The organism is Flavobacteriales bacterium (assembly GCA_013214975.1).
Classification (GTDB): Bacteria; Bacteroidota; Bacteroidia; order DT-38; family DT-38; genus DT-38.
In genome coordinates this window covers 1-3,115 of sequence record JABSPR010000307.1, presented here as the reverse complement: position 1 = coordinate 3,115, position 3,115 = coordinate 1, and the positions used below count along the sequence as shown (strand labels likewise).

Sequence of the window (3,115 nt, the reverse complement as noted above, 5' to 3'; positions counted from 1 at the left end):
ATTAGTTATTTTAAATTTATGAAAACACCACACATCCTAATTATATTCTTGCTTTTTCTAAGCATATCTGTTCGTGCACAAGACACGATTTACGAAAAAACATTTAAGAATAAGATGCTCGAAATGTCGGGTGGTAAATCTCATTTACTAATGGGTAATGAGGCTTTTCGACTTGGCGATTATAAAGGTGCCATTGCGCATTATAAAGATGTCTTGGAATTTTCAACAGAAAATGACAAAGTATATTTTAAAATGGCCCAATGTAACCTGGAATTGAAACGATATAAAAAGTGCCTGGATGATTTGAATAAAGTAGGCGATAAATCAGACGTCAAGTTGCACAATTTCCCATTTGTATTGGGAAATGCATTGCTTGGAACGGGTAATGTGGATAAAGCGTTGGAGTCTTATTTGACTTTCGAATCCTCATTAATTGGACGAGCGAGTACTGACTTCGAATTGATACGAGTTCAAAGATATATCGCTAATTGCAGAAGAGCACAAACCTATATAGATAATCCAGTAGATGTAACGATTACTAACCTTGGTGAGGAGGTAAATAGCGAGTTTGATGATTATTCTCCATCTGTTTCATTGGATGGTAAAACGATGATTCTTACCTCTAGAAGAAACGATACAAAGGGTGGCATGATTCATCCGGGCGACGGTAAGTATTTCGAAGACGTATATATTTCAACTTATAATGAAAGTTCAGAGACATGGTCTGAGTCGACCCCTATTCCTGGAAAAATAAATACAAGTGGGTTTGATGCATCTCTGTGTATAGCTCCAGACGGACAAACAATTTATTTGTATGTGAATATAAAGGGGTTAACCGGCAGTGGAGATATTTGGAGTTCTAAGTTGAGTTCGAAAGGCAAATGGAGTTCGCCTAAACCGCTGGATGAAAAGAAGGTATGGGAAGTGAAAAAGGAAATTGTTAATTCAGATTATTTCGAAAGTTCGGCTACTGTCACAGCTGATGGAAACATGATGTACTTTGTAAGCGAAAGGCCAGGAGGAGAGGGGAATGGTGATGTTTATTTTGTAGAACGTGATGAGGAAGGAGTGTGGGGAGCGCCAGAAAACTTAGGGGATGTAATAAATACTGAGCTTGATGAAATTTCTGTTTATGTAACACCGGATGGAAGAACGTTGTTCTTCAGCTCTAAGGGACATGATAATATGGGAGGCTTAGATATTTTCGTATCAAAGATGGTAGGCGGTATATGGGCAGAACCTAAGAGTCTTGGATATCCAATCAATACTGTAAAAGACGATTTACACTTTAGCTTAGCTGCTGATGGAAAGAAAGCATATTACTCTTCAGAAGTAGAAGGAGGAAACGGAGGTAGAGATATTTACCAGATCGATTTATCCAACCATCCTTTGTTTAAGTAATCCCTAGCCGAGGCATTAATAATAAGTTTCTACCACAAACTTTTCCATAAATTAAGAAGAGGCTTCGAGCTGTCTAATGAGGTGCGGATGCTTCTATCTCCTTGCTTTTTGACTTTTTTCTTAGGCTTGCCTTCTCTTATTAAATTGTAATTTAATCCTAAAGATAAGTAAGATGGGTTTCCGTGATGGTGTCCTGTAATATTTGCTTTCCCATACGTGATTTGGAATCCAAGTCCCTTTAGTGCTTTTGGTTTTGATCCTATTCCAAGAACAAATGAGTTGTAATCGTATATGCCGAGAAACGACTCGCCATCGGTAAATGCGGTGGCATAACCACAAACAAAATACAGGGATTCTGTTCCTAGCAATACATCGTATTGCATTCCTGCTCCTTGCCATAGACCTGCGTAGCCAGCAATGTCTACTGAAAGAGAGAAGTCTTCTATTTTAAGCAACCTCTGTTTGTAGTCAATAACAATTGCGGGCAATCCAGTAAGGGTGACTCCGACTTCACCATGCTTCCATAGCCCGTATCTAGTAGCTAGCGATGGATTAATGTCAATTTTTTCCGAGTTGGATGTGCCTCCTATATAATTAGTCGTAATTCCAAGGTCTAACGATGCCTTGCCTTTTTCTAAAATATTAGGCGATGTCATTCTGTTGTGTAGAGCACAAGATGAAAAAAGACAGCTGATAAGTACAGAGATAATAGTTATTCGTACCACTTCTAAATTGTTTATTGTAAAACTAGTACAGACGAATGAGAATCAATAATTGCACATTGCAAAGGGGTGAATTATTATTTGCAGAAATTGCAAATAAGCCATACTTAGTATCGCTTCAATAAAAGCTTCTTTTTAGAAGAGTACTGTCTTATTTAGGTGGCTTATATCCTTTCTCTTTAGCAAGATCTTCAAGCTTCTTCACGAACGAGGATTTGCCTTTCTTTGCCTTAGGACTTAGTTTGAACGCTTCGAGTTTATCTAAGATCTTGTTCTCATCAATAAAGAACCTCTTAATTGCCCATTGCTGTCCAAAGGTCATCATGTTTGCGAGGAAGTAATAGTAGTTCAGGCCAGATGGGAGAGAGTTAAAGATGAACAATAACATTATTGGCATAAACTTCATCATCATTTGCATTTGCTTGGCTTGCATTTCATTACCGCCACCCATTTGTGTGTTGTTCGCGCTCATAGATAGGTAAGAGGAACCAGCCATCATAATAGCAAAAAGGCTAATGTGATTTCCGTAAAAGTCAGAGATTAGAGGGATGTGCATTGTCCATGAAAAAATCTGATCATAAGACGAAAGGTCTGTTGCCCATAAGAACGATTCTTGACGAAGTTCTATAGATGCTGGGAAGAACCTAAACATTGCAAAGAGTATAGGCATTTGAATAAGCATAGGTATACATCCAGCTAAAGGATTAACCCCGGTGCTTTTGTACAAGGCCATTATAGCCTGTTGCTTTTTCATTGCATCACCACCTTCATGCTTTTTGTTGATAGCGTCGATCTGAGGCTTTAATACACGCATCTTCGCAGAAGACAAATAAGTCTTGTAAGTAATTGGGAACAGTACCATTTTAATGATAACTGTAATTAATAGGATAATAATTCCATAGCTGCTAAATACGGTGCTTAGAACATTGAATAATGGTATAAGCATCCATTTACTTACCCAGTCAATAAAAGATGGCCCTAGTTGAACGAGT

General features: G+C 38.1%; 3 protein-coding genes. 1 reads left to right on the top strand and 2 read right to left on the bottom strand.

Going from position 1 to position 3,115, the window contains the following annotated elements:
- Positions 1–18: 18 nt before the first annotated feature.
- The gene (locus tag HRT72_09845) at positions 19–1,401 is read left to right on the top strand and encodes a PD40 domain-containing protein (GenBank protein NQY68008.1); all 1,383 of its coding nucleotides are present in this window, start codon (positions 19–21) and stop codon (positions 1,399–1,401) included.
- 29 nt (positions 1,402–1,430) lie between these two features.
- On the opposite strand, the gene HRT72_09840 is transcribed toward HRT72_09845, so the two are convergent.
- Positions 1,431–2,057, bottom strand: a complete 627-nt coding sequence (locus HRT72_09840) for a hypothetical protein (GenBank protein ID NQY68007.1) — start codon at positions 2,055–2,057, stop codon at positions 1,431–1,433.
- A 217-nt stretch (positions 2,058–2,274) separates the two neighbouring features.
- Positions 2,275–3,115: membrane protein insertase YidC (gene yidC, locus HRT72_09835; protein NQY68006.1), on the bottom strand; the 841-nt coding region annotated here is incomplete at its 5' end.

Excerpts from the sequence above, each read along its gene's own strand:
- HRT72_09845 (NQY68008.1), top strand. The coding sequence starts at position 19 with ATGAAAACACCACACATCCTAATTATATTCTTGCTTTTTCTAAGCATA.
- HRT72_09840 (NQY68007.1), bottom strand. The coding sequence starts at position 2,057 with ATGACATCGCCTAATATTTTAGAAAAAGGCAAGGCATCGTTAGACCTT.